This is a genomic window from Streptomyces halobius (genome assembly GCF_023277745.1).
Lineage (GTDB): Bacteria > Actinomycetota > Actinomycetes > Streptomycetales > Streptomycetaceae > Streptomyces > Streptomyces halobius.
Genome location: NZ_CP086322.1, coordinates 8,997,474 through 9,019,582 on the forward strand (window position 1 = coordinate 8,997,474; position 22,109 = coordinate 9,019,582).

Annotated in this window: 27 protein-coding genes; 11 read left to right on the forward strand and 16 right to left on the reverse strand. The window is 70.1% G+C overall.

The window, feature by feature from the left end; genetic code table 11:
• Window positions 1-397: 397 nt before the first annotated feature.
• Together K9S39_RS40810 and K9S39_RS40815 are read left to right on the forward strand one after the other, a co-directional pair.
• A complete protein-coding gene (locus K9S39_RS40810) occupies window positions 398-1,573 on the forward strand; it encodes a PP2C family protein-serine/threonine phosphatase (RefSeq protein WP_248868320.1) in 1,176 nt (391 codons plus the stop codon).
• A gap of 112 nt (window positions 1,574-1,685) precedes the next feature.
• The gene (locus K9S39_RS40815) at window positions 1,686-2,195 is read left to right on the forward strand and encodes an SMP-30/gluconolactonase/LRE family protein (RefSeq protein ID WP_248868321.1); all 510 of its coding nucleotides are present in this window, start codon (window positions 1,686-1,688) and stop codon (window positions 2,193-2,195) included.
• A 24-nt stretch (window positions 2,196-2,219) separates the two neighbouring features.
• Here the strand turns inward: K9S39_RS40815 and K9S39_RS40820 are convergent, their stop codons facing one another.
• Both K9S39_RS40820 and K9S39_RS40825 read right to left on the reverse strand, forming a co-directional pair.
• Window positions 2,220-3,272 (reverse strand): chitinase, encoded by a 1,053-nt coding sequence (locus tag K9S39_RS40820; RefSeq protein WP_248869202.1) that lies wholly within the window; start codon window positions 3,270-3,272, stop codon window positions 2,220-2,222.
• A gap of 44 nt (window positions 3,273-3,316) precedes the next feature.
• Window positions 3,317-3,673, reverse strand: coding sequence for a hypothetical protein (locus tag K9S39_RS40825; protein WP_248868322.1), 357 nt, complete (start codon window positions 3,671-3,673; stop codon window positions 3,317-3,319).
• A 162-nt stretch (window positions 3,674-3,835) separates the two neighbouring features.
• On the opposite strand from K9S39_RS40825, the gene K9S39_RS40830 reads away from it, so the two are divergent.
• Complete coding sequence (locus tag K9S39_RS40830; RefSeq protein WP_248868323.1) at window positions 3,836-4,072, forward strand: DUF6186 family protein; 237 nt, start codon at window positions 3,836-3,838, stop codon at window positions 4,070-4,072.
• Between the two features lie 30 nt (window positions 4,073-4,102).
• Complete coding sequence (locus K9S39_RS40835; protein WP_248868324.1) at window positions 4,103-4,534, forward strand: DUF6256 family protein; 432 nt, start codon at window positions 4,103-4,105, stop codon at window positions 4,532-4,534.
• Between the two features lie 65 nt (window positions 4,535-4,599).
• Here the strand turns inward: K9S39_RS40835 and K9S39_RS40840 are convergent, their stop codons facing one another.
• Together K9S39_RS40840 and K9S39_RS40845 are read right to left on the reverse strand one after the other, a co-directional pair.
• Window positions 4,600-4,821, reverse strand: a complete 222-nt coding sequence (locus K9S39_RS40840) for a hypothetical protein (RefSeq protein ID WP_248868325.1) — start codon at window positions 4,819-4,821, stop codon at window positions 4,600-4,602.
• A 109-nt stretch (window positions 4,822-4,930) separates the two neighbouring features.
• On the reverse strand, window positions 4,931-5,644 hold the full coding sequence (locus K9S39_RS40845) for a YqeB family protein (protein ID WP_248868326.1): 714 nt from the start codon (window positions 5,642-5,644) through the stop codon (window positions 4,931-4,933).
• A 131-nt stretch (window positions 5,645-5,775) separates the two neighbouring features.
• Between K9S39_RS40845 and K9S39_RS40850 the strand changes: the two genes are divergently transcribed.
• Window positions 5,776-6,531 (forward strand): TetR/AcrR family transcriptional regulator, encoded by a 756-nt coding sequence (locus K9S39_RS40850; RefSeq protein ID WP_248869203.1) that lies wholly within the window; start codon window positions 5,776-5,778, stop codon window positions 6,529-6,531.
• A 76-nt stretch (window positions 6,532-6,607) separates the two neighbouring features.
• On the opposite strand, the gene K9S39_RS40855 is transcribed toward K9S39_RS40850, so the two are convergent.
• The 4 genes from K9S39_RS40855 to K9S39_RS40870 all read right to left on the reverse strand — a co-directional run bounded on the left by K9S39_RS40855 (window position 6,608) and on the right by K9S39_RS40870 (window position 10,095).
• Window positions 6,608-7,852 carry a ferritin-like domain-containing protein gene (locus tag K9S39_RS40855; protein WP_248868327.1) on the reverse strand — a complete coding sequence of 415 codons (1,245 nt, stop codon included), beginning with the start codon at window positions 7,850-7,852 and terminating at the stop codon, window positions 6,608-6,610.
• Between the two features lie 71 nt (window positions 7,853-7,923).
• Window positions 7,924-8,604: an HvfC/BufC N-terminal domain-containing protein gene (locus tag K9S39_RS40860; RefSeq protein ID WP_248868328.1), complete on the reverse strand. Its 681-nt coding sequence runs from the start codon at window positions 8,602-8,604 to the stop codon at window positions 7,924-7,926.
• A complete protein-coding gene (gene bufB, locus K9S39_RS40865) occupies window positions 8,597-9,442 on the reverse strand; it encodes an MNIO family bufferin maturase (RefSeq protein ID WP_248868329.1) in 846 nt (281 codons plus the stop codon). The genes K9S39_RS40860 and bufB overlap by 8 nt, the downstream gene beginning before the upstream one ends.
• A 77-nt stretch (window positions 9,443-9,519) precedes the next feature.
• Window positions 9,520-10,095, reverse strand: a complete 576-nt coding sequence (locus K9S39_RS40870; RefSeq protein WP_248868330.1) for a hypothetical protein — start codon at window positions 10,093-10,095, stop codon at window positions 9,520-9,522.
• 294 nt (window positions 10,096-10,389) lie between these two features.
• Here K9S39_RS40870 and K9S39_RS40875 point away from each other — a divergent pair, with 294 nt between their 5' ends.
• The gene (locus K9S39_RS40875) at window positions 10,390-11,844 is read left to right on the forward strand and encodes a glyceraldehyde-3-phosphate dehydrogenase (protein WP_248868331.1); all 1,455 of its coding nucleotides are present in this window, start codon (window positions 10,390-10,392) and stop codon (window positions 11,842-11,844) included.
• A gap of 191 nt (window positions 11,845-12,035) precedes the next feature.
• Here the strand turns inward: K9S39_RS40875 and K9S39_RS40880 are convergent, their stop codons facing one another.
• The 3 genes from K9S39_RS40880 to K9S39_RS40890 all read right to left on the reverse strand — a co-directional run bounded on the left by K9S39_RS40880 (window position 12,036) and on the right by K9S39_RS40890 (window position 14,470).
• Window positions 12,036-12,158 (reverse strand): hypothetical protein, encoded by a 123-nt coding sequence (locus K9S39_RS40880; protein ID WP_248868332.1) that lies wholly within the window; start codon window positions 12,156-12,158, stop codon window positions 12,036-12,038.
• Between the two features lie 96 nt (window positions 12,159-12,254).
• Window positions 12,255-13,535 (reverse strand): methyltransferase, encoded by a 1,281-nt coding sequence (locus tag K9S39_RS40885; protein WP_248868333.1) that lies wholly within the window; start codon window positions 13,533-13,535, stop codon window positions 12,255-12,257.
• A complete protein-coding gene (locus K9S39_RS40890) occupies window positions 13,532-14,470 on the reverse strand; it encodes a hypothetical protein (RefSeq protein ID WP_248868334.1) in 939 nt (312 codons plus the stop codon). Before K9S39_RS40890 ends, K9S39_RS40885 begins: the two co-directional genes overlap by 4 nt.
• 153 nt (window positions 14,471-14,623) lie before the next feature.
• Here K9S39_RS40890 and K9S39_RS40895 point away from each other — a divergent pair, with 153 nt between their 5' ends.
• A complete protein-coding gene (locus K9S39_RS40895; protein ID WP_248868335.1) occupies window positions 14,624-15,265 on the forward strand; it encodes a TetR/AcrR family transcriptional regulator in 642 nt (213 codons plus the stop codon).
• Here the strand turns inward: K9S39_RS40895 and K9S39_RS42230 are convergent.
• The 3 genes from K9S39_RS42230 to K9S39_RS40910 form a co-directional block, all read right to left on the reverse strand.
• Complete coding sequence (locus K9S39_RS42230) at window positions 15,149-15,793, reverse strand: AMP-binding protein (RefSeq protein ID WP_319949624.1); 645 nt, start codon at window positions 15,791-15,793, stop codon at window positions 15,149-15,151. The genes K9S39_RS40895 and K9S39_RS42230 overlap by 117 nt on opposite strands.
• A 93-nt stretch (window positions 15,794-15,886) precedes the next feature.
• Entirely contained in the window at window positions 15,887-16,024 is a 138-nt protein-coding gene (locus K9S39_RS40905) for a hypothetical protein (RefSeq protein WP_248868336.1), read from the reverse strand.
• On the reverse strand, window positions 16,021-16,659 hold the full coding sequence (locus tag K9S39_RS40910; protein WP_248868337.1) for a winged helix-turn-helix domain-containing protein: 639 nt from the start codon (window positions 16,657-16,659) through the stop codon (window positions 16,021-16,023). The genes K9S39_RS40905 and K9S39_RS40910 overlap by 4 nt, the downstream gene beginning before the upstream one ends.
• Window positions 16,660-16,809: 150 nt before the next feature.
• On the opposite strand from K9S39_RS40910, the gene K9S39_RS40915 reads away from it, so the two are divergent.
• Together K9S39_RS40915 and K9S39_RS40920 are read left to right on the forward strand one after the other, a co-directional pair.
• Window positions 16,810-17,013, forward strand: a complete 204-nt coding sequence (locus K9S39_RS40915) for a hypothetical protein (RefSeq protein WP_248868338.1) — start codon at window positions 16,810-16,812, stop codon at window positions 17,011-17,013.
• A 239-nt stretch (window positions 17,014-17,252) separates the two neighbouring features.
• A complete protein-coding gene (locus K9S39_RS40920; RefSeq protein WP_248868339.1) occupies window positions 17,253-17,459 on the forward strand; it encodes a hypothetical protein in 207 nt (68 codons plus the stop codon).
• 41 nt (window positions 17,460-17,500) lie between these two features.
• On the opposite strand, the gene K9S39_RS40925 is transcribed toward K9S39_RS40920, so the two are convergent.
• Window positions 17,501-17,908, reverse strand: a complete 408-nt coding sequence (locus tag K9S39_RS40925; protein WP_248868340.1) for a hypothetical protein — start codon at window positions 17,906-17,908, stop codon at window positions 17,501-17,503.
• A gap of 144 nt (window positions 17,909-18,052) precedes the next feature.
• Here K9S39_RS40925 and K9S39_RS40930 point away from each other — a divergent pair, with 144 nt between their 5' ends.
• Window positions 18,053-19,504, forward strand: a complete 1,452-nt coding sequence (locus K9S39_RS40930) for a hypothetical protein (protein WP_248868341.1) — start codon at window positions 18,053-18,055, stop codon at window positions 19,502-19,504.
• 32 nt (window positions 19,505-19,536) lie between these two features.
• Window positions 19,537-20,454, forward strand: coding sequence for a hypothetical protein (locus K9S39_RS40935; RefSeq protein WP_248868347.1), 918 nt, complete (start codon window positions 19,537-19,539; stop codon window positions 20,452-20,454).
• Here K9S39_RS40935 and K9S39_RS40940 read toward each other — a convergent pair.
• Window positions 20,429-21,655 carry a helix-turn-helix domain-containing protein gene (locus K9S39_RS40940; RefSeq protein ID WP_248868349.1) on the reverse strand — a complete coding sequence of 409 codons (1,227 nt, stop codon included), beginning with the start codon at window positions 21,653-21,655 and terminating at the stop codon, window positions 20,429-20,431. The two genes, K9S39_RS40935 and K9S39_RS40940, sit on opposite strands and share 26 nt — an antisense overlap.
• Window positions 21,656-22,109 lie beyond the last annotated feature (454 nt).

Consider the following 22,109-nt stretch of genomic DNA (forward strand, 5'->3'; position numbering starts at 1 on the left):
CTGGAGGGGGCCACGGTTCGCCGACGGGCGATGCGGCGCCTGGGCTGCTGTGGGGCGTGGGCCACGCTAAACGTTGCATTAGGCAAACGAACCGATTCAGCGACGGTGCTCAAAAGCCCGCAAGGCGCGGCATCTCTCCGCTACGATCCCGCCTTTGCCGCGCCGCCCTGCGCTGCCCGCCCCGCGCTGCCCCCCGCCGCCCGCACCGCACCGTCCCGCCGCGACATACGCATGCCGGCGACGCCGGCCGGTGCGGTCACGCGTCGTCACAGGTGGTGCGACTGTCGTAAGCGTGCCCGCGCCCGGTGGCAGAGTGGCGGGCCCGCGCGGGCTGTCGTCCCCATGCTTCTGGGCCCACCGGGTGGAATATTCAGATTCACCGAGGCAGGCTGGACGCATGCGGTCGCCTCTCCGCTCGCCTCCCCCGCCAGGAGCGAGCGGTCACAGCCGGGTCCTCTTCGCCTTCGTGCGGGGTGTGCCGTTCGCGATCGCGCTGCTTGTGGTGGCCATCGAGCTCACACCCGTACATGTGGTGTATACGGGCCCCCTCCTCACCGCGACGCCGGCGTTGGCCGCGGTGTCGATGGGTCCCAAGGGCACCATCACGGCAGCCGCCGTCGCTCTGGTCGTCAGCGTGATCACCGCCACCTACAACCAGGCGTGGGGCACACAGATGGTCTACACGAATCTTCTGGCGCTGCTCCTGGTGTCCGTGGCCGCTGTCCTCATCAGCAGAGCCATGCGTACGCGCAGCCAGAACGAGCTCAACCAGGTCCGCCGGATCGCCGAGGCGGCACAGGAGGTCCTGCTGCGGCCGGTCCCCGCCCGGCTGGGCCCGGTGCGGGCGGCCAGCATGTACCTCGCGGCCGAGACGGGCGCGCAGATCGGCGGTGATCTGTACGAGGCCGTGCAGACCCGATACGGGGTCCGCATGATCGTGGGGGACGTCCGGGGGAAGGGTCTGCCTGCCGTGCGCTCGGCGGCGGCCGTGCTGGGCGCGTTCCGGGAGGCCGTGCACTACGAGGACGAACTGGTCGAGGTGATGAACCACTGCGCGGCCGCGCTGCAGCGGGAGTGCGCCGTGCCCGGTGCCGTCGATCACGAGGCGCTGGCGGAGGGATTCGTCACCGCGCTCCTGGCTCAGGTGCCGGACCGCCCCGTGGTCGAGCTGGTCAACCGGGGGCATCCGCCCCCGCTGGTGCTGCGCGAGGGCAAGACGGAGGCCCTGCACCCCGCCTCGCCGCTGCCGCCGCTCGGCCTGGAAGACTTCATCACCGGCCATTCCGTCAAGGCGGAGAGCTATCCGTTCGCACCGGGTGACCGTCTGCTGCTGCACACCGACGGTGTGACCGAGGCCCGCAATCGCGACAACGAATTCTTCGCCCTGTCCGAGGCGATGGAAGCGGTGCGCGCCCGCACCCCGGCGGAGTTCCTGGAACAACTGCACCAGGGACTGGTCCGCCACACTCGGGACCGTCTGGCGGACGATGTGGCGATGCTCATGATCGACCGGTTCGACGGGTTCGAGGGGGGCGAGGGCGTCGACGGAGAGGCTGTGCGCGAGGTGACGTAGCTGTCGGCCTTCGTCGGCCTCGGAGGAAGCGCTACACGCTCTGGGACGCGCACATCACCCAGCACCGGGTGGAGGGATACGCCCCGACGGGACGCTCCGCACCAGCTTCCCGGTGAACGGACCGGGCGGCATCCGGCGCGGCCCGGACGGGATGATGTACGTCAACCACGGTGTGAACCCGCTTGCTTCGGGGCTCTCGGGCGGCGGCATCATGCGCTTCGACCCCACCGCCGCCGAGCCGGAACCGGAAAAGGTCGTGGAAGGGATCTCCGGCCTCAACGGCCTGGCCATCGACGCCGACGGCAACTTCTCCCTCGGCCGCGAGTTTGCCGCCGGCGTCCTCAAGATACGCCCGGACGGTACGAAGGACGAGGCGTGGACTGCGGGCCGCGGACCTGACGACCTCACCCACTTCGACGGCGACCTGGTGGTGGCCGGCTTCCGCGACGGCGAACTCATCCGGGTGGATCCGGCGACCGGCCGCTCCTGCGTCCTGGTGGCGGGGCTGCGCATGCCCACCAGCGTCCGCGTCCCCTGGGGCTTCGGCGGCCACGATCCTCGGAGCGAGCTGTTCGTGACCGAAGCCTCCGGGCGCGTGGTGACCGTGCGGGTCGGACGGTGATGTCGCCACGAGGTGCCGGGCGTTTCAGCGGCCCTGCGCAGCCTTGACGTTGTCGCCGAACGTCCAGTCCTTCGACCCGTCCCAGTTGAGCGACCAGGTCATCAGGCCCTTCAAGCCGTCGTCGTACGTATGCCATGCCTGCGTCACCAGGTTCGGAGGCATATGGCCGCCACCGGCGCCCGGTTGCGCGGGCAGCCCCGGGACCTGCTTGTCGTAAGGGACCCTGATCGTGGTGCCCTGGACGGTCAGCCCCTTGTCGAGGCAGTCCGTCTGCGCGGTGAAGCCCTCGATCGTGCCGGCGGCGTACGAGTCGCCGGAACACCCGTACATGCTGCCGTTGTAGTACTGCATGTTCAGCCACCAGAGCCGGCCGTTGTCCGCGTACTTCTTGATGACGGGCAGATATGCGCCCCAGATCGATCCGTAGGTCACGCTGCCACCGGTGACGTAGGCCGTCTCGGGGGCCATCGTCAGACCGAAGTCCGGAGGCATCTGGGCGAGTACGCCGTCGATGATGCGGATGAGGTTCGTCTGCGAGGCCGACAGCTGGTTGATGTCGCCGCTTCCGGTGAGGCCGGTCTCGATGTCGATGTCGATGCCGTCGAAGTGGTGCTTCTTCAGGATGGGGACAATCGTCTCGACGAAACGGTCCGCGACGGCACTGGAGTTGAGGTCGATACCGGCCGACGCACCGCCGATGGACATCAGGACGGTCAGGCCGTCGCCCTTGGCCTGGCACATCTCGGCCGGGGTCGGCACCTTCACCGTCGCGTCCATTCCGTCCTCCCAGAGGACCGTGCCGTCCGCGCGGATGACGGGGAACGCCGTGTTGATGACGTTGTATCCGTGTTCACGGATGCGGGTGTCGGTGATCGGCGTCCAGCCGAAGGGTGGGTGCACACCGTTCGCCGCGCCGTCCCAGTTCTCCCAATACCCCTGGAGGACCTTGCCCGAGGGCCTCGGCTTGACCGCGCATGCGTCGTCGCGGGGCGCGCCGGCGGGTGCCGCAGCGACCAGCATCGGCATGACGAAGGTCATCGCCAGGCCGGCCCTCAGCAGACGCGACAGTCGACCGATCACGCTGTGCTCCCTTCGTCTTGTGACGGGGTGTCACCGAGGGGTCAGGTGCCCACAACGTAAGTTGGTCCATACCTCTCGTCAAGAGGTATGGACCAACAGGGGAGGGGACAGTGACAGGCCTCTGTCTCTGCGGCGAGTTCGGGCAGCCTCGAATCCTCGGGATCCCAGTCCAACACCTTGTCGATCTCCTCGACGGCCCGGGTGAACTCCTCGGGCCCGGCGGCGAGCAGCGCGCTGACACGGGCCATGGGCACACCGGTGTCGGCCAGGGCCTTGATCCGGGTCAGGTCCACATCCGTGGTGAGCGTACTGCGCCGGGCCCCGGCCGGAACCCGGAGCTCGCCGTGCGACACCGACGCGGCCAGTACCTCATAACGGCGCCGTCTGCCGTCGGTCATAAGCGGACCCGCTCCAGCCCGTGCCGCCTCGGTCGTCCTGGTCCTACGACAGACCCGGCCGCATCAGCGTCGTATCCACCGCTTTGAGCCCGCTGTGACGCATGATCGACTCGGCTGCCCTGGTACGGCGGGGCGAGTACGCGAGTGTGGTGGGAGGCTGTGGTGGCAGAGCGTCCGGTGTTCGGATACATCGTCTGGGCGGTGCTCTTCGGTGCCGTGTTCGCCTGGGAGGGCATTGCCCTGATCCGGGCGGGCGACGTCTTTCCCACGCTCAGCGATGCCATGCGCGCGGTCATGCGCTATCCGGTGGGGCGATGGGCGCTGTTCGCGCTGTGGCTGTGGTTCGGCTGGCACACCTTCGTCCGTGGCTGGCACTTCCTGCTGAGGGACGGGCAATGACGGCCCACGGGTGATCGAAGGGTCCCTGGAGTGCTCCCCACCTCACTGAACCTCGCCCTCATGCTGACCGGTTATCTGCTGGTCATGGGCTACCTCGGGGTCGGCCTGCTCCTCCTGCGCCGACCCCCGGAGCACACCGAACAGCCTCCCCGGCGGCCGGGGCCCCGGCGCGCCGGGGCCCCTGTCCCCGTTCCCGCTCGACGGGGATGGCCCGGCCTGATCCGCCAGGTGGTCGGCACCGCCATCGGCGGATATGTGCTGCTGATGGTCGCGGCGTTCGGCTACTACTACGGCGTGGTGGGCTTGGGCGGCCGATTTCTGTTGAGCGCGGTCACCGGTTCTGCGCTGATGGTGGGGGTTTCCCTGCCGCTGTTCTTCATCGCGTCGTGGGTGGCTGCATGGTGGCGGAAGCGGTCGTCCCGGGCTGCGGACCGGAGTGGGCCGGCTGACTCGGAGCGGTAGCCCTGGTGGCTGCGGGCCGGGGCCGATCGGTAATCCTGGGTGTCAGGCTGGTCGTCGGCCACCGCTCACGGCAACCACCGCACCGGAGACACCCGGCGGATGTGGACGAGCACGTCAAAGGTGTCGGCAAGGGAAGCGACGGCGAGGTGCTCGGCGGTATCAGGGGACGGGGCGCAGACGCCGCTGATGGCATCGGGCCACACGGCCTCGTCGCCCGCGTAGTCGCCCCGCCCGGCCTTCGGATGATCCCGGTTGAACACCCGGATCCACTCCCATGCCGCGCCCATTCCGGAGGTGCGCCAGGGTCGTCAGGCGTCGTCGAGCTCGGATTCGGCCGCGCCCTCGCCGCCGCGCACGTAGCGGTCGAGGATGGCGGTGACACCGGTGAGGTTGAGGTCAAGCGGGACCCGACTGCCGGAACGTCCTCCAGAACTGACGTCGCTTCTCGTCCTTCACGACGACACCGAGACGCGCCAGCTCCTCACGAAGGTCCCGAACGTCATCGTCGGAGGGCCCTTCCTTTTCCAACGCCTTCTGGCGGGCCTTGAGGAGGGCGTTCGCCCCCTCCGGCAGCCCGGGAGACTCCGGGACCCAGCGGCGGAACTCGTCCTCGTACGGATCGGCATCCGCCCAGGGGTGGCCATGCTCGGCAAAGGCGTCGGCAACGCGGCCGGCGTCCAGATCGCACTCCTGCCGAGTGAGTTCACCACCATCGTGGCCGATCAGGACGAGGCGCTTGCCGTCCCGGAACGCCGTGGCGACGGCGTCATGCGAGAACTCCTGCTCCCGGCCCTTGCAGATGAGCTCGACGCGGTCATCGGACAGGCGGATCACCAACTGCTCGTGCTGGGCCACGAGTCCGAGGACCAGCCCTGCCACCGATCCCGCAACGGGCAGCCACGGAGCGGGAATTGACGCAAGGAGCTCGGCCGGCCCCTGCAGCGGTGCCCAGGGGAGCGTCACGAGCCAGTCGGCCAGGAGGCCGACGAGCCAGCCGATACCCGCCCCCGCCAGCGCGAGAGTGAGATAGACGCACACGGTGCGCCAGACCGGCTCGCGGAGCACGGTGAGCCGGTCACCCCGCGTGCCCTGCTCAAGTCCCTTGCGCATCCTCACGTTCCCCCTTGCCCCGGCCGTACCCCTCGTCATGCTCGTCATTATAGACCGAGCGCTCGGTCTATAATGAGCCATCAGTCATGCAGGATCCGGAGGAGTCGAGAGCCGACGAGGAGGAGGCCACGTTGAGGACAGTCGACCCGGCCAGACACCGGGCACGGCGCCGGCACATCGTCAATGCCGCGGCCGAACTCTTCGCCGCCAAGGGCTTCGAGCGCACCACCACGGCAGAAATCTGCAAGGCCGCCGGCATGAGCGCGGGCAACCTGTTCCACTACTTCCCCAACAAACGCGCGATCTTCCACGCCGTTTTCGAGGATGACGAGCACGGCGAGGCCGACCGGCACGACCAGCATGGAGAGCAGGTCCGGTACGACGGGCACGACCGGCACGGTGAGTGCGAAAACGCCCCCACCAAGTACGAGCGTCTCGCTGCCGCTCGTGCCGCCGACGATCCGTTGACCGCCCTCCTCGACACCGTCGACCTTCTCACCGCCCCCGCCAGGGAGCCGCTGGCCCCGGCCCTCGTCATGGAGGCGATGATCCAGGCATACCGCGACCCCGAACTCGAAGCGCTGCTGAGCCGGGACAACGACGAGGAGCGGTCCACCCTCACCACCGTGCTGCGGAACGCGGCCGCAGCGGGCCAGATCGACCCCGACCTCGACCCGGACGACACCGCAGCCTGGGTCATGGCGCTCATCGCCGCTCTCTACATCAACGCCGCCACCGATCCGTCCTTCAGTCCGGCCGACCAACTCCCCACCCTGCGCCTGATCATCCAGCGCTTCCTACGGCCCGACGCCGTCCCGGAGCGAGCGACAACCGCCGGAACGGTAACTGCTGGAGCGACAACCGGCGGGCCCTTCCCGGGAAGGTAGGACGAGGTGACCTGCGCGCGACAGCGGTGGTGGCCCGCCCCGGCCCTGGGGCAGGCCACCACCGCGTGCCGGCGGATCAGACGTCCGGCATCTTGTTGAGCAGCCAGAGCACGCTGTTGTCCCCGCCGAGCTGGGGGAAGTGGTGCATGGCCTGCTCGCAGAGATCGATGAGGTGGGCCTTCTTGCCCGTTGCGGGCAGCTGGTAGAACTCGAACGTCGGCCCCGGGTTCTGGGGAATGAGGGGGCCGATGTTGAGCTCGCTGGCGACCATGGTCTCGGCCACGGTCACCAGCACGCCCTGCATCAGGGAAATGAACGTGCGCTCCAGGTGATAGCGGTGATTCTCCTTGCCCGGCGCGAGATCTTTCCACGACGTCTCGTAGATGACGTCCAGCATGTGCAACGTGTAGCAATACGCCGCGTTGAACAGCGTGTTGATGGCGTGTGCCGCGGGCTCTCTCTTCTTGTCGTAGTCCGTGGACTTCGGGTCCGTGGGAAGGTTGTAGACGTTCCCCAGCGGCTCGACCCCGTCGGCGATCCGCTTGAACTTCGTGTAGTGGGGCAGTTCATCGAGTCCGGGTTTCGGGTTGAGCGGGTCGATCGGCACCGAGGGGCTCTTGGGATCGATCCCTTCCCCCTGCTCCACGATGATTTTCACGGCGTCCTGCGCGCTCTTCAGATCGTGCACGAGGACCGGCTCGCCACCGCCGTCCTTGTTCCAGTACACCTCCACGTACTGGAATTCCGATTCCTTGGTCTGCCAGAGCTCGCCCTTGGTCTTCTTGTCGAGGGCCTTGATACGTTCCCCCACGGACTGGTAGAATTCGCCGATGGTCCGGTACCAGCCGTCCGGGATGGCCTCCAGAGTGGTCACGTCCTGTCTCGGGAGTTCGAACTCCATGAAGACGTCCTTGACCAATTTCTTGCTGCAGGGCCCCAGATGCAAGGTCAGCTCGGGCCAGCGGTGCAGCATGAGCGACGGATAGGCTGGCACGAATTTCTTGTCGTAGAACTTGATCTTCTTCCGGGCGCCGATCGCGACCAGAATGTTCCGCACCAGGGACAGATGCAGCATCTCCTCGACCACGATGCTGCGGATCAGCCGCGACGCACCCATTCCCGGATCCCACTGGGAGTAGCCCCGCGTCTCGATCGAGAGCAGGGCGTACAGATACATCGGGACCGTCGACATCTCCAGATAGGCGGCCTGGAGCAGGTGATTCTCCAGCTGCTCCATATCCTCCTTGTCGCTTTTGGGGTCCACCGGCCAGATGTCCAGGACGGCTGGCACGAATTCCTTGGTGAGAGTTGCGGTGACCATCGTGGATGCTCCTTCACTCACGTTCATTCACTCATGGGGAACTGACGTCATGGCATGGCCGGGGAGCGTCGTCATGCGCCGCCTTCGGCGAGCCGTGCGGACAGCAACCGATAGGCGTCCGGCTCCAGTTCGGTCACCTTGATCGTGTAGTCGCGCCGCCAAAGAGCCAGGTGTACGGGCCCCGGCGCGGGCGGTTCGGCGGGCCGCCCGCGCCGGACCGCCGCGTGGTAGGTGTGCACGGGCGCACAGACACGCAGCACCCGCAGACACGAAGCCGGTGCCGGCACGGTGCCGGACCATCCTGGCGCCCCGCCCTCGGTGCCGGGGCCGTCGTAGACCTCGGCGAAGGCCCGCTCATAGCGGGCGAGATCGACGATCACGTCCACCCAGCCCTCGCGTTGGCCGTCCGGCAGACCGCGGTCGGGCCGATGGGCGCAGAGGTGCTCGACGAACCGTGCGTCCAGCTGGCAGAGGGTGTACGAGCGGGAGGGGCGGGCGTCGAGGTAGTCGAGCGCGAAATCGTCGAACAGCTCGGGGCCCAGTAGGGCCCGCAGGGCGGGGTGCAGCTCGCGCATCGCCTCCAGCAGACGCAGGCGGTAGCCGCGCCGGTAGACGTCGAGCCGCTGCCGGGCGCTCAACTCGGTGGAAGGGGTGAGCACTTCGTCGACGGCGTCCGGCGGCCCGTCCGGAGTGAGGATGGCGTGCTGCAGCCAGCGCTGGGTGTCGGCCAGGGTGACCGGTGGACTAGCCACAGAGCACCCGCGCCCTCGTGTTCCCGGCCGCGGCGGTGTACCGGCGTGCCTTGGCCAGCTCGTCGAGCAGTTCGGGGAGGGCGGGGATGCGGTCGTCCCATTCGAGCAGGGTGGGGACCGGACCCGTCAGAGAGGTCGCCAGCCGGTACAGCCGCCACACCGGGTCGGCCACCGGACGGTCGTGGGTGTCGATGATGTGGGTGCCGAGGTCGGTGTGGCCGGCGAGGTGGATCTGCACCACGCGCTCGTGCGGCAGCGCCCGTACGTACTCCTCCGGGTCGAAGCCGTGGTTGACGGAGGAGACATAGATGTTGTTGACGTCCAGCAGCAGTCCGCACCCGGACTCGTCGGCCAGCCGGGAGACGAACTCCCACTCGCTCATCGCCGACCCGGTGAACTCCGCGTAGCTGCTGGGGTTCTCCAGTACCAGCGGACGTTCCAGGAAGTCCTGTACGGCCCGCACCCGGCGGACCATATGGGCCAATGACTCCTCGGTGAACGGGACCGGCAGCAGGTCGTGGGTGTTGATCCCGGCCACGCCCGTCCAGCAGATGTGGTCGGAGACCCAGCGCGCCCCGGTCGCGTCTGCCAGGAGGCGCAGCCGGCCCAGATAGGCGAGGTCGAGCGGATCGGTGCTGCCGATCGACAGCGAGACCCCGTGCATGACCACCGGATAGCGCTCCGCGATCCGGTCGAGCGCGTAGCGCGGATAGCCGCCCGAGTCCATGAAGTTCTCGGAGATGATCTCGAACCAGTCCACGTGCGGCCAGTGCCCCAGCACATGTCCGAGATGCGGGGTGCGCAGCCCGACGCCGAATCCCAAGGGGCTTTCCGGCAATCCCAAGCCTCTTTCCGGCAAGGGGGACGGGGTATTCCGTCGCGTCGCGGGCCCGGAGGCCGGGACATCGCCGACGGTCATACGCCGGAGCCCTTGGTGCCTTTGGGAATCTTCCGCTTCTCTTCGTACCTGGGCACCAGGTTGTCCGGGAAACCCTCGCCGGGAGAGGGGCCGAAGGGAATCCCGGCCTCATACATCCGTTCCTCGAAGATCTTGCGGGCCCGTTTCCATACGCTCGTGCCGCGATAGGGCCCGGCGGCATGCACCCTCCCCTCGTTGATGGGGCTGGCGCAGCTGCCGTTCCAACGGCAATCCTGATTACCGGGTTTGGCCTGCTCCGCGTCGCTGCCGCTGTAACCGCAACCGCCCTGCGCCCGGCACGCGTTGGCGCCGTGACAGACGTGGAAGACGGTCGCGCAGTTCCCCATTCCGGCCATGTCGCCGGACCCGTCGACGCCGTGCCTCCGGCAGGCGTTCAGCCCCATGCACACATGGAGCTCGATCTCCTTCTGCAATTTCTCCGGCTCGATGAACGCCGGAGCGGCCGACCTGGCCCCCGCCCGCTTTCTGGCGCCGAGCTCTCCGCCCTCCATGAGTAGGGAGATTTCCTCGGCGCTCAAGCGCTTCTCGCCGTTATGGTGCGGTGTGCCCATTTCCGCTCTCCTCATTCTCTGTCTCCGGCCCCATGTGGGGACGGGCCGGAGCTGGATACCCGGAGTTGCCTTCCAGCGAGTACCGGCCAGGAAACGAGTCATAAGGGTGAAATGAGATCTTTCAGGCGCTTGGTCGAGCCTGGAGCCTGGTCGACGACCTGACGCATGAGCGGGGGGCAGAGCGGTCAAAACCTGCAATCTCGGACCCCGCATCCCGCTCACGTGGTACCGAGTGAAAGGGCGAAAAGCCGGGGGGTTAGCATATGAGCACCGCCTAGCTCGAAAGATAAGCCTGTGACTGTCAATGACGACTCGTTCACCAATTGGAAGAACCGCGAGGAGATCGCGGAGTCGATGATCCCGATCATCGGGAAGCTGCACCGGGAGCGGGACGTCACGGTCCTGCTGCACAGCCGCTCCTTGGTGAACAAGTCGGTGGTCAGCATCCTCAAGACCCACCGATTCGCCCGGCAGATAGCGGGGGAGGAGCTCTCGGTCACCGAGACGCTGCCGTTCCTGCAGGCCCTCACCGCGCTCGACCTCGGCCCGTCCCAGATCGACATCGGCATGCTCGCCGCGACCTACAGGGCCGACGACCGCGGTCTCCCGGTGGCGGAGTTCACCGCCGAGGCCGTCGCCGGGGCCACGGGGGCCGACAAGATCGAGCGTCGCGAACCGCGCGACGTCGTCCTCTACGGCTTCGGCCGTATCGGCCGCCTCGTCGCCCGTCTGCTGATCGAGAAGTCCGGCTCCGGCAACGGCCTGCGGCTGCGTGCCATCGTCGTCCGCGGAGGCGGCGGCCGGGCCGCCGAGGATCTCGTCAAGCGCGCCTCGCTGCTGCGCCGTGACTCCATCCACGGCCAGTTCCAGGGCACGATCACCGTCGACGAGGCGAACAGCAAGATCATCGCCAACGGCAACGAGATCAAGGTGATCTACGCCAACGACCCCTCGGAGGTCGACTACACGGCGTACGGCATCAAGGACGCCATCCTCGTCGACAACACCGGCAAGTGGCGCGACCGCGAGGGCCTGTCGACGCACCTCCGCCCGGGCATCGAGAAGGTCGTCCTGACCGCGCCGGGCAAGGGCGACGTCCCGAACATCGTCCACGGTGTCAACCACGACATGCTCAAGCCGGACGAGCAGATCCTTTCCTGTGCGTCCTGCACCACCAACGCGATCGTCCCGCCGCTGAAGGCGATGGCGGACGAGTACGGCGTGCGGCGCGGCCACGTGGAGACCGTCCACTCGTTCACCAACGACCAGAACCTGCTGGACAACTACCACAAGTCCGACCGCCGCGGCCGCTCGGCACCGCTCAACATGGTCATCACCGAGACCGGTGCCGCCTCCGCCGTCGCCAAGGCGCTGCCCGACCTCAAGGCGAAGATCACCGGCAGCTCGATCCGGGTCCCGGTGCCGGATGTCTCGATCGCGATCCTCAACCTGCAGCTCGAACGCGTCACGACGCGCGAGGAGGTCCTCGGCTACCTCCGCAATGTGTCGCTGACCTCGCCGCTCAAGCGTCAGATCGACTTCATCAGCGCCCCCGACGCGGTTTCGAACGACTTCATCGGCTCGCGCCACGCCTCGATCGTCGACGCCGGCGCGACCAAGGTCGAGGGCGACAACGCGATCCTCTACCTCTGGTACGACAACGAGTTCGGCTACTCCTGCCAGGTCATCCGCGTCGTCCAGCACGTCTCCGGGGTGGAGTACCCGACCTACCCGGCACCGGTGGTCTGATTCCGGTGGCCTGATCCCGGTGGTCAGGACCGGTCCGGTACGGAGATCCGGCGGGTTGGGCGGCAGTGGGGCGGTAACCGATTCCGATCGGTTACCGCCCCACTGCCAGTTGCCGCTCTCCGGCCGCCGCCGGCACCGCCCCGGCAGACTCAGTCCCCTTGGCCGCGGCGGCCTCGGCGAGTCCGGTCCGGCTACTCCTGCGCCGGCTCGTCCTCACCGTATGCGTCGTGCCGGTTCCACCATTCGTACGGCGGGGTCTGCGGATAGCCCTCGGGCGAGTCCTCCCGTTCCTCCCGCCGCCCGAGCGCGGACATGTCGAGGCAGCTCCAGGTGCTCTCCCCAACGCCTCGTCGCCGCGGGCGTTGATGAAATAGGACCTCCGGCATCACGGTGCCCGTCCGCATCAGCCGTCAGTGCGTCGTGGCAGCGGGCGGCTGCGCCTGCGGGCGGTGCGGGATGTCGCGCGGTCCCGCCCCCAGCGCGTCCACGCACAGCTGGGCGAACCAGCGCACCCCCGGCACCACCAACAGCCACCCCAGCACCGCCCACCCCAGATGCAGATGCCCCAGCATCCGGGCGAGCGCCGCGACGCCCTCCGCCCGTACGGCGCCGTCGTCCGTCTCGTACGTCATCCGGCGCAGCGGTCGTGGGTGGTGCTCGGCCGGTACGAGTTCCAGGGCGACCGGGTGCCGGCGCGCCACCCAGCGGCCGAACCGGCTGCACGGGCCGCAGCTTTCCGCGACGTACAGCCGGGCGGTCGCCGTGCCGCTCCACGGCCGCAGGCGCGGCAGCCACGCGCGTACGCCCGCGCGGTAGGCGGCCCACCGCTCGCCGTGGGCGTCACGCAGCCCGGCCGCCTCGTGCCAGTCGGCGAGCCCGGCGCCGTACGCGAAGGACGTGGCCGCGGCGGCGAGCAGTCGCCAGTCAAGGGCGATCAGGCTGAGCAGTGCGTAGCTGAGGGTGACGGACAGCTGCATCGGATTGCGGACGTATGCGTACGGGCCGCTGGTGACGAGCCGTTGCGGCGGATCGTAGGGGAGGGGCGTGCCGCCGCCGCGCTCGGCGAATTCCCGTACGGCGATGACGCCCAGGAGGAGGGGCACGGCGAGGAGCTGCACCGTGATCGCGAGGCCGGCCGTGCCACCGGGAATGTGGGGACGGACCAGGGCGATCGGGAGCGCGAACATCAGCACCGCGCTGAGCAGCATCTGGGCGCCGGCACGCAGGGCGAGGTGGGTCGCCCGCCGGGTCCAGCGGGCGAGCAGCAGGCCGGGCACCAGGGCTGCGGCAACCGCCGCCGCCTCGCCCACGAGCCAGTCGGCGCCGAGCCGTACGACGGGTGCGGCGAACGGCATCACGGCGAGGTCGAGCCAGGCGAGTCCCGCCACCAGCAGCGGAAGCCGAATCCGCCCGCCGTCCGCGAGGACGGGCAGCGCGCCCCACAGCACGGACCAGCCGATCAGCAGGTCGACGGGGATCCCCGCGGCCGTGCCGCCCTCGGCGTGGAAGGTCCACCAGCCGGCCCGCACGGCAAGGAGGTTGAGGGCGGGCAGCCAGACGGCGTTCCAGGCGGTGGCCACGATCGCGGCGGCGAGGGTCCGGCGCGCGGGCGGTCGCAGCCCGGCTGCCACGGCCGTGGCGATGGCCGGCCCGAAGAGGCAGGCGGCGCGGACCAGCGCGGGGTCGTTCATCGTGCCGTGGCCCCGAAGGTGTCGGAGAGATACGCGGCCGCCTGCTCCATGGCGTACTGCTGGACGGGGCCGAAGTACCAGCTCGGGTCGTAGGTGCGCCGGTAGTCGAGGGTCCAGGTGACGTCGGTGCGGCGGCCGTCCGCCCGGGGCTTCCATGTCACCTCGGCGGATTCGATGTCCAGCCAGCGGGCGTAGGTCGTGTCGCGCTCGACGGCGAAGACGACGCGGCCGGGGGCGCGTTCGGTGATGACGAGGCGCATGGAGCGCGGGGTGGGGCGGGAGCCGAAGCCGAGGGACTTGCGTGGAGAGAAGGTGATCTCCCGGTGGTCGCCGACGCTCAGGCCGGTGCCCGTGGACGACTGCGGGCGGGGGAAGGGGATCTGGAGGAACACGGGCCGGGGCGTGTCGAAGCGGGGAGGCGCGGCGAGGGCGGCCTCGTAGCGCGCCGGAGTCAGGTCCACGGTACGGGTGACGGAGGCGGCGTTGTCGCGCGGGAGCTCGTACGCCCCCGTGCCCTCCATCGTCAGCACGGCGAGCAGGGGCAGGGTGACGAAGGCGTGCGCGCGCCCGCCGCGCCCCTCGCGCTCCCTGCGCCGGGTGCCGTCGACGATCAGGCCGATGGCCACCGCGAGCAGATAGAACAGCGGGGCGGCGAAGACCAGGCAGATCACCCCCTCGTCGAGCAGCGGCCCGGCGAGGGCCAGCCCGATGGTGACGGCGGCGAGCGCGCTGCCGGTGGCGCTCCTGGGCCGGGCGCCGATGGCCACGGCGAGGGCGATGAAGGCGGGCAGGCCGACGTAGAAGAGAGCGGTCTGCTCCAGATGCCCGGCGTGCAGGACCTTGTAGAGCAGCATCGCGGCGAACAGGACGGCGAGCACGCCGATCAACCGCCACCGTGCCCGCGAGACCCCCTGCTGTCCGTTGTCCTCGGCCATCGTTCCCACCCCTGTTCGTGGCGGTCTCTTCATCAGTGGTCGCTCGTCAGTGGCCGCTTGTGGCCACTCATCGTGTGATCTCTTCCGCACACAGTTCTTCATCGAGCGGTTTAATCAGTTGATTAAAGCGTATGATGAAGCCACGGTGAGAGGATGGTCAAGTCAATGACGGTGGACACCAAGGACCGGCTGGTCGAGGCGGCGACGACGGTGCTGAAGACCCAGGGGTACGGCGGCGCCAGCGCCCGTACGATCGCCAAGGAGGCCGGGGCCAACTCGGCGCTGGTCTTCTATCACTTCGGGGGCGTCGACCAGCTGCTGCTCGCGGCCCTCGACCGCTCCTCCGCCGAGCGGATGGCCCGGCACCGCGTCACCGTCGCCGACGTCACGACGCTGGAGGAGCTGGCCGAGGCCGCCACGCGTATCTACCGGGACGACCTCGACGGCGGGCATATCGCGCTCTTCTCCGAGCTCGTCACGGCGGCCGTGGCCAAGCCCGAGCTGCGCGGCGAGGTATCGCGGCGGGCGGAGCCGTGGCAGGCGTTCATCGAGGAGACCCTGGAGCGGGTGATCGGGGGCAGCGCGCTCGCCCGGCTCACCCCGCCGCGCGATCTGGCCAACGCGGCGATCACGTTCTACCTCGGCGTGAACCTCTTCACCGTGCTGGACGAGGACCGGTCACGTACGGACTCGGTCTTCGCGATGGTCCGCCGACTGGCTCCGCGCGCCAAGCTGCTGACGATGCGTCTGCCCAGCCGGAGCCGGCGCGGGGCGGCGGCACCCAAGGACCACTGAGTTCAAGGGTTGCTGAGCCCAAGAACCGCTGATCCCGCCCGCGGAGGCGGGGCCGAGGCGGCGGTGCGTCCCGTGCGGGCAACCGTCGGGTTGTCGGGCCACCGTGCCGTGTTCGAGCCCCCGGACGCCGCCGGATCGACCGGTATCGGGTGTCGAGGCCCTCGCCCCCCGGGAGCATCGATGCTGCGACGACGGGGACTCTTCCTCTCCCGTAAGGCCCGTACGGTCCTCGTGCTGGCAGGACCGCTGACCCTTGCCGCGGGTGCCGCCGGGGCCGTGGCCCGTGGCCGCCGCATCGTCGGGCCTGGGCGGGGGTGCGGGGTGCGCGCGCAGGACGCTGACGTAGTTGCCGTGGGAGAGGGCGCACCCCTTTTTCGGCCCGGTCGTTCCCGACGTGTAGAGGACGACCGGCAGGTCGTCGGGCCGGACGTTGTCCTGACGCCCGGTCAATGCAGCCGCGGGCACGGCGGTTCGTCCGAGCCGACGGAGCTGGTCCGGCGTCAGTACGCCGGCGTCCCGCCACCGCACGGCCGGCGCCGTCGGCCACCGTTCGGCGCTCCGTCGCGCCAGGTGGGCGAGGGTGCACGGCCCGCCCGTACCCTCGGCCCCCCTGCCCGCCGTTCATCCGTTCCGCTCGCCCCGCTCGCCCCGCTCGCCCCGCTCGCCCCGCTCGCCCCGCTCGCCCCGCTCGCCCCGCTCGCCCCGCTCGCCCCGCTCGCCCCGCTCGCCCCGCTCGCCCCGCTCGCCCCTCCCGTTCATACGGCCTCTCCGTCTCGCCGGGTGTCGAGCATGTAGCCGGTGCGCCACACGGTCTTGATCACCAGGCCCAGTGGCGCGAGCCGGCGGCGGGCCCGGAGCACCCTGACGTCCAGGGCGTTGCGGCGCTCGGCATCGCCCTCCGGCCACATCCGGACGGCCAGCTCGGCCCGCCCGACCACCGACCGGTAGTTGTCGAGCAGCAGCCGTACCAGGTCCGCCTCGCCGGCCGCGAGCGGAAGGGCCCGCCCGGCGTAACGGAGGACGTTGTGCACGTCGATCACCGGCTTGCGGCACTCCGCCCTGGCCCGCAGAGCGGCCCGGCGCGCCTGCAGGTCCCGCTCACCCACCGGCGCCCGGACCCAGTCCTCCAGCGGGTCGACACAGACCGGCGGCGAGGCGGCCGGCTCCACGAGCAGCAGCCGCGGAATCCCGTGCGTACGACATCGCTCGACCTCCGCGGCCTGCTCGGGCCAGCGCAGCAGGGGCACCGCACGGTCGGCGCCGGACCTGCGGGTCTGCGGCGCCGCGACGGGCGGGGAGCCCCGGACCGCCGAGGCGGGGAACGGTGTGGCCTGGCCGGGCACGGTGGGCTGCGGGGCGGTGGACCGCGGAGGCACTGCGGAAGTCGAGGACACAGGCGTCTCCCTGGAGTTGTGGGGACTCCGGTCCGTGGGCGGGCGCTGGTGTCGCACCGGGCCCAGGACCGGAGAAACCGCGGCAGTGATCAGTCATGCGCCGCAAGAAAAGGGAAACCTTCGGCACGGCGTATTCCAAGGGATTCGGGCGTGCCTTTGACGTGCGTCGGGCTCGTCTCCTGTGAGCAGAGCATCGCCAGCCTCACCACGGCCTGGCTGGAGGCCGCCGCCCCGTTCGAGCCGCCCGGCCGCGGTCTGCGCATCAGCCCGGACCGCGTGGCCGCTCTGGAACGACGCCAACGGAAGACCCAGGAGCTCTACGAAGAGCTGGCCTGCTCGGCGCATGGGCGATGACGCTGCTCACCACGCAACACGTGTGCTGCGGGGAACCGGCCAACGCCCACCCCATGCTCGACGCCGCGCACCGGGCCTGCGAACGCTCCGGTCACAGCCCCGGCTGGCCGCCCTGATCGGCCTCATCCGCGCCAGCGCGTACGCGATGCAGCAAGAACAGACCGCCGCCCTCGACCATCTGCTGCCCCTGCTCGACCCGGCCCCCCACGGCCACCCGATTCGAAGCCCGCAACACCGCCGTGGGGACCGGATACGCCGCACGGGCACACCTCGCCTCCGGTGACACCGACGTGGCCCTGGACCGCGCCCGCCAGGCCGTCACCTTCCTCGCCTCGCCCTCCTTCGGCGTCGAGAAGCAGGGGCAGCTGCTGCGTACGGAAACCCCCGACAACCAGGCCGGCGCATGGCAAGAGCTCGGCGCTGCCCTCACCCTCCGCGCGGCCTGACCACAACGCCGCAGGGAGAGCCCGTCCCGCCCTTCCCTTCGTCACGCGGTGTCCGGCGGTACCGGAATCGCCTGCCGCCAGCGGGTGGATTCGATGTCCGGGGCGAGGCGCCGGAGCCGCGCCGCCGTCGCCTCGGGATCGGGAGTGGTGACGGCGAGCAGGCCGAACGGCGACGAGGGCCGCAGGGCGACGCAGACCACGGGCCTCCGCGGCCGGACGGCCACGAAGTCCTTCCCGTCGTGGTGCCCGCGGACGCCGATGCACAGCCCGCCGGGCACCCACAGGCCGCGCCGGCGGACCCCGCGCAGGGCCCGCCACCAGTCCGGTTCGACCATCACCTGACGCACCGCCGACAGCGGCACCCGCACATCGCCATGGAGCCCGGCGGCCTTCTCCCACCACGACAGACGGACGACGAGCTCCGCACCCCAGACCAACAGCCGCGCCATCGCTCTCACCTCCCCCCTCATTACACGACGTCCGGTCCGACCCGGCGTCCCGGAATATTCCGTTCACAGCGGTGAACAAGGCGGCCGAGCGGTCGACTACCGTTCCGCGTGAAGCGGTCACCCGGAGTGAGAACTGGTGGTCACATGGTGCAGAAGGAGCCGGCTGCCGTGCGGGAACGGGCCGTGCGGCATCCCCTCGCGGTGGTGCGGACGGCGGCGGGGCATTCTCAGCACGTCTACGCCAGACTTGTGGCCAAGACCCACGCCGCCCTCGGCTTCGGCCGGATGGCCGCGCGCCGGGAGAAGGTCGCGCGATGGGAGTCGGGCCGCATCGTGCCGGAGCTGACCGCACAACTCGCCATCGCGCACATGCACCAGGTGCCCCGGGACGACGTGCTCTGTGACGAGTGGCCGATGTGGCTCTACAAAGCGGCGTCGGACGGCGCACCGTCCGCTTGGCCGTGGACGTCCGGGGGCACGGCCGAAGCCCTGCGCAGTGCGTCACGGCCGACGCCCGCCGTGGGCCGCGGGCTGTTCACCGCGTCCGGCGAGACCGTCGCACGGCTGATCCGCGCCTGGCCGCACACCGCCGACCCTCCGCCCCCGCCCCCGGCGGCGCCGCCGGCCTCGCCGCGCGGTGTGGCGGCGCTCGCCGCGCTGGAGAGCAGGGTGGCCGCCCTGGAATCGATGATCTGCCACCTGGGGCCGGGAGCGCTGGTCCCGCTCGCCCGCAGTGAGGCCGAGCTGATCGCCACGCTGCTGGACGACGCCGCGTTCGACGACGAGGCGAGGACGCGGCTGCGCCTGCTCGGTGCCAGGGCCTCCGCCGTGTGCTCCTGGGTATGGCTCCTGGGCGACCGCGCCGCCGGGGAACGGTGCTTCCTCACCGCCGTCCGGGCGGCCATCGACGCGCGGGCGCCCCGGCTGGCCGCGACGCTGCTGGCCCATCTCGCGTACGCGCACTGCGAGACGGACGGCGCGCGGGGCGCTCTCGCCCTCGTCGACGCCGCACACGGCCTGGCGCACCGGCCGCGGCGGCCCCCCGCCCCGCTCCACGCCCTGCTCCATCTGCGACGGGCCCATGCCCAGGCCCGGCTGGGGGAGACGACGGAGAGCGGCCGGGCACTGGACATCGCGGAAGCGGCCATGGACGTGGCCACGGACCGTGCGGACGAGCCGATCCCCGCCTGGCTGCTGGCCGGCACCATGCTCCGTATGAGCGCGGGCGTGGTCCACCTCGCACTCGGCCGTCCGACGAAGGCGCTGGACCGCTTCGCGCCGCTGCTCGACGCGGCGACGGCGGACGTCCAGTCCCCGGGAATCGCCGTCCTCTACCTGCCGCACGCCGTCCGGGCGCAGCTGGCGGTCGGTGACGTCGAAACCGCCGTGGGCAGCGGCGAGCGCGTCGTGGCACTGCTCGGCGGCGCGCCCGCCGAGGCGCTGGAGAGGCTTCGGCACGCCTTCGCCCCCCACCGCGACGTACCCGCCGCGCGCGCGTTCCTGGAACACCTGGAAAAGGGCCGTCACGCGGACGGGCTTCCCGGTGGTGGCGACCCGTACGCCGACGTCGGTGAGCGGGGCCCTGGGGCGATATGAACATGCCATGGCCGCCCGGTTCCGCAGGACGTGTGGAGTCCGACGTCCTGCGGATCATCGGCTCCCGACTGGACGCCCTGATCACCCTGGAGCGAACGCTGGGCTCCCAGCGCCTCGCCGCCCCGGCCGAAGCCGAACTCGCCCTGCTCACCGGGCTGCTCGAAGAGGGCGCCCACGACCCGGCCACGCGCGCGGAACTGTACGCCGCCGCCTCCTTCACGGCCGGGCTGCGGGGCTGGATCGCCTACGACGCCGACGACTTCGCCGGCGCCGAGAGCTTCTTCCACACCTCGCGGCACCTCGCCGACGTCGGCGGAGCGACCGAACTGCACGCCCACTTCACGATGCACCTGGCATACCAGCAGTGCGCCGCCCACGCCCCGGCCGCCGCGCTGACCCTGCTGAACGCGGAGCTGAACGCGCCGGGCGAGCGGCCCTGTGCGCGCACCACGGCGGCACTGCACGCCGCATCCGCACGGGCCCACGCCCTGCTGGGGGACCATGTCGCGCACGGCCGGTCGGTGGCGGCCGCCCGCACCGCGCTGCGACACGACGAGGGCTCCCGGACGAGCCCGCTCACGTCCTGGATCACCGCCTCGGCACTCGAATCGCAGTGGGGGAGCGACCTGCTGGACCTCGGCCGCCCCCGGCAGGCTCTGGTCCACCTGGCCGTATCGGGCTCCGCCGACCAGGACGACCGGACCGCGGCCATCCGCTACGTCCGTGCCGCCCGGGTGCTGCTCGCCGGCAACGAGGTGGAGGCCGCCGTGGCGTGGGCCCTCTGGGCGGCGGACCGGCTGCACGGCATCCGGTCCGGACTCGTCCGCCGCGAGGCGGACCGGTTGCTGCGCGCACTCGGCGCCTATCGGGATGTGCCCGCCGTACGGGACTTCCTGCGGTGCGCGGGGCCGGCGTGGCCGTGCGTCACGACGGGACGTCGGGCGGAGTGATCCCCATACGGTAGGCCAGACCCCGCAGCTCGCACCCCTTGGTGACGCCGGAGGAGCGCGTCAGCAGTTCCGTGACGGCGCGCTGGACGTACGGGTTTTCGTGCGTATGCTCCGGAACCGTCCGCTCCGCGCGGAGGAAATGTGCGACGGCCTCGTCCTCGTGACCTCGCGCGTACATCAGTGCGTCCCCGAGCACCGCGTGACGGTGCGCACGCTCGAACGGAGAGGAACCGGTCGGGACACGGACCTGACGCGCCAGGTGGGCGACATCGTCATGCCGGCCGAGCCAGCACATCACCTCCGCACGGTCCATACCGGCCTTGGTGGGCGTGAACAGCAGATCGCCCGCCACACCGCCCCCGGCCCGGCCGAGGACCCCGATGCCCTCGCGCAAGTACCCGAGGGCGTCGTGCTGGCTCCGCCTGCGCGCGGACGAGATCGCGGCACGCAGGCAGAGGCTGCCGTAGACGGAGAAGTCCTCGGGAGTGCGCGCCGCGCGGGCCAATGCGTCGGCCGCCGTGGCACAGGTACGCGTGATGAAATCATCAGCGCCCACGAACCAGCTGGACCACGCACGCCAGTAGGCATGCGTGGCGTGACACGAGGGTTCGTCGATTTCCCTGACGTACACCGAGGCATACTCCACGGCGAGATACGCCAGATCGTGATATCCGAGGTTACGCAGAGGAACCACGCATACCGGGTGGTAGGCACGCAGCAGCAGCCGTACATACTCCGCCCGCCGCGCAGAACGCTCCTTTTCCACCGCCTCGTACAACCGGGCCAGCAGTCCGGGAATCCGCTGGAGCACTCGGACGTAATCGCAGCGGTACACGAGCCGCACCGCGTCGTCGATCTCCGCCCGCAGGAATTCCGGCGTCACCGCCCGCGAGTCCGCCGGCGGTGGCGGAGATACCCGGGTGAGCGCCCCACGCACCTGAGGCACGGCGGCATGCGCCGCCTCCGAGGCACGGTGGGTCCGGGCAGGGGCCTGCCCGGTCAGCTCGGCGGGCGAGATCTGCAGGACCTCGGCCAGGGCGGCGATATGGGAATGCCGGTCAAGCCGTCGCTGCCCCCGCTCCACCATCGACAGGAACGCCGGTGAGATCCCCGCGCGCTCCGCCGTCACTCTGAGCCCCAGCCCGCGCAGCAGACGCCGAGCACGAATGCGCTGCCCCACTTCTTGTGCCGCACGATCCACAGGCAGGCCACCTTCACCTTTCACGGTGCGCATCACGCTCGCGCACACACCGCCATCGCCTCTTGCCCAGTTGCCCTATCGCCCCATTGTCCTGGAATTCTCGGGTACTCGTCGCACGCGTTGGGATTGCTCTGCGTGTTCATTCAAATACGTTGCGTCCCCGCGGCCTGGTCGCCGCAGGCCGGAGAAATCTGTCAGGAAAACTCGGCCACGAGCATGAATTCCTCCTCGGGTCACAGTAAACGGATCGAGAACGTCCGCAAACATCCACGTGATCGGATGGCTCTGGAGCGCGACCCCCCGCCGCCGCATCCCGGCCTGGGGCCGGCACGGCCTACGCAGGGTCACCCTGATGGGTGGCGATGGGCATCGTCACCCGCTCGACGAGAGCGAGCCGCATGTCCAGCGCGACGGAATGTGTCATGAATGGAGTTCGGGGCGAGGAGTCGGGAGC

What these genes read in the sequence shown, in the direction of transcription:
- K9S39_RS40870 (WP_248868330.1), bottom strand. Translation starts at nt 10,095, where the DNA reads ATGGGCACACCGCACCATAACGGCGAGAAGCGCTTGAGCGCCGAGGAA.
- K9S39_RS40825 (WP_248868322.1), bottom strand. Translation starts at nt 3,673, where the DNA reads ATGACCGACGGCAGACGGCGCCGTTATGAGGTACTGGCCGCGTCGGTG.
- K9S39_RS40930 (WP_248868341.1), top strand. Translation starts at nt 18,053, where the DNA reads ATGGTGCAGAAGGAGCCGGCTGCCGTGCGGGAACGGGCCGTGCGGCAT.
- K9S39_RS40845 (WP_248868326.1), bottom strand. Translation starts at nt 5,644, where the DNA reads ATGCGCAAGGGACTTGAGCAGGGCACGCGGGGTGACCGGCTCACCGTG.
- K9S39_RS40880 (WP_248868332.1), bottom strand. Translation starts at nt 12,158, where the DNA reads ATGTCCGCGCTCGGGCGGCGGGAGGAACGGGAGGACTCGCCCGAGGGC.
- K9S39_RS40840 (WP_248868325.1), bottom strand. Translation starts at nt 4,821, where the DNA reads ATGGGCGCGGCATGGGAGTGGATCCGGGTGTTCAACCGGGATCATCCG.
- K9S39_RS40925 (WP_248868340.1), bottom strand. Translation starts at nt 17,908, where the DNA reads ATGGCGCGGCTGTTGGTCTGGGGTGCGGAGCTCGTCGTCCGTCTGTCG.
- K9S39_RS40810 (WP_248868320.1), top strand. Translation starts at nt 398, where the DNA reads ATGCGGTCGCCTCTCCGCTCGCCTCCCCCGCCAGGAGCGAGCGGTCAC.
- K9S39_RS40890 (WP_248868334.1), bottom strand. Translation starts at nt 14,470, where the DNA reads ATGGCCGAGGACAACGGACAGCAGGGGGTCTCGCGGGCACGGTGGCGG.
- K9S39_RS40855 (WP_248868327.1), bottom strand. Translation starts at nt 7,852, where the DNA reads ATGGTCACCGCAACTCTCACCAAGGAATTCGTGCCAGCCGTCCTGGAC.
- K9S39_RS40905 (WP_248868336.1), bottom strand. Translation starts at nt 16,024, where the DNA reads ATGAACGGGAGGGGCGAGCGGGGCGAGCGGGGCGAGCGGGGCGAGCGG.
- K9S39_RS40895 (WP_248868335.1), top strand. Translation starts at nt 14,624, where the DNA reads ATGGTCAAGTCAATGACGGTGGACACCAAGGACCGGCTGGTCGAGGCG.
- K9S39_RS40885 (WP_248868333.1), bottom strand. Translation starts at nt 13,535, where the DNA reads ATGAACGACCCCGCGCTGGTCCGCGCCGCCTGCCTCTTCGGGCCGGCC.